The organism is Rhodococcus sp. PAE-6, assembly GCF_025290685.1.
Classification (GTDB): domain Bacteria; phylum Actinomycetota; class Actinomycetes; order Mycobacteriales; family Mycobacteriaceae; genus Rhodococcus; species Rhodococcus pyridinivorans.
Genome location: NZ_JAOCLZ010000132.1, coordinates 1 through 268 on the forward strand (window position 1 = coordinate 1; position 268 = coordinate 268).

The 268-nt window shown below is 63.1% G+C and carries 1 protein-coding gene; it reads right to left on the reverse strand.

Annotated elements, in window-relative coordinates:
• On the reverse strand, positions 1–268 hold a 268-nt coding region (locus NVV99_RS26520), incomplete at both ends, for a DUF427 domain-containing protein (RefSeq protein WP_260783303.1).

A 268-nucleotide genomic window follows, 5' to 3' on the forward strand; every position in this document is an offset into this window, starting at 1 on the left:
TGACGGTGTCGGAGCGTTGCAGGACATCCATCCGGACGTCCTCGCGCGGGATGTAGTGCCGCGCCGGGAGGTGTGTTTCCAGCAGGAGCGTCGGGTTGTGACTCTCCGCCAGCACGGTGTCCCCGATGCGCACGACGATGTGCCTGCTGGTGGCGAGGCAGTCGATTCGTTTGTACGGGTCGTGCGCATGACCCATCGCGATCTGTTCTTCCTCGCGCCATTCGTCGAACGCGTCCCAGTCAAGGAGTACATAGTCGGCGAGATCAGG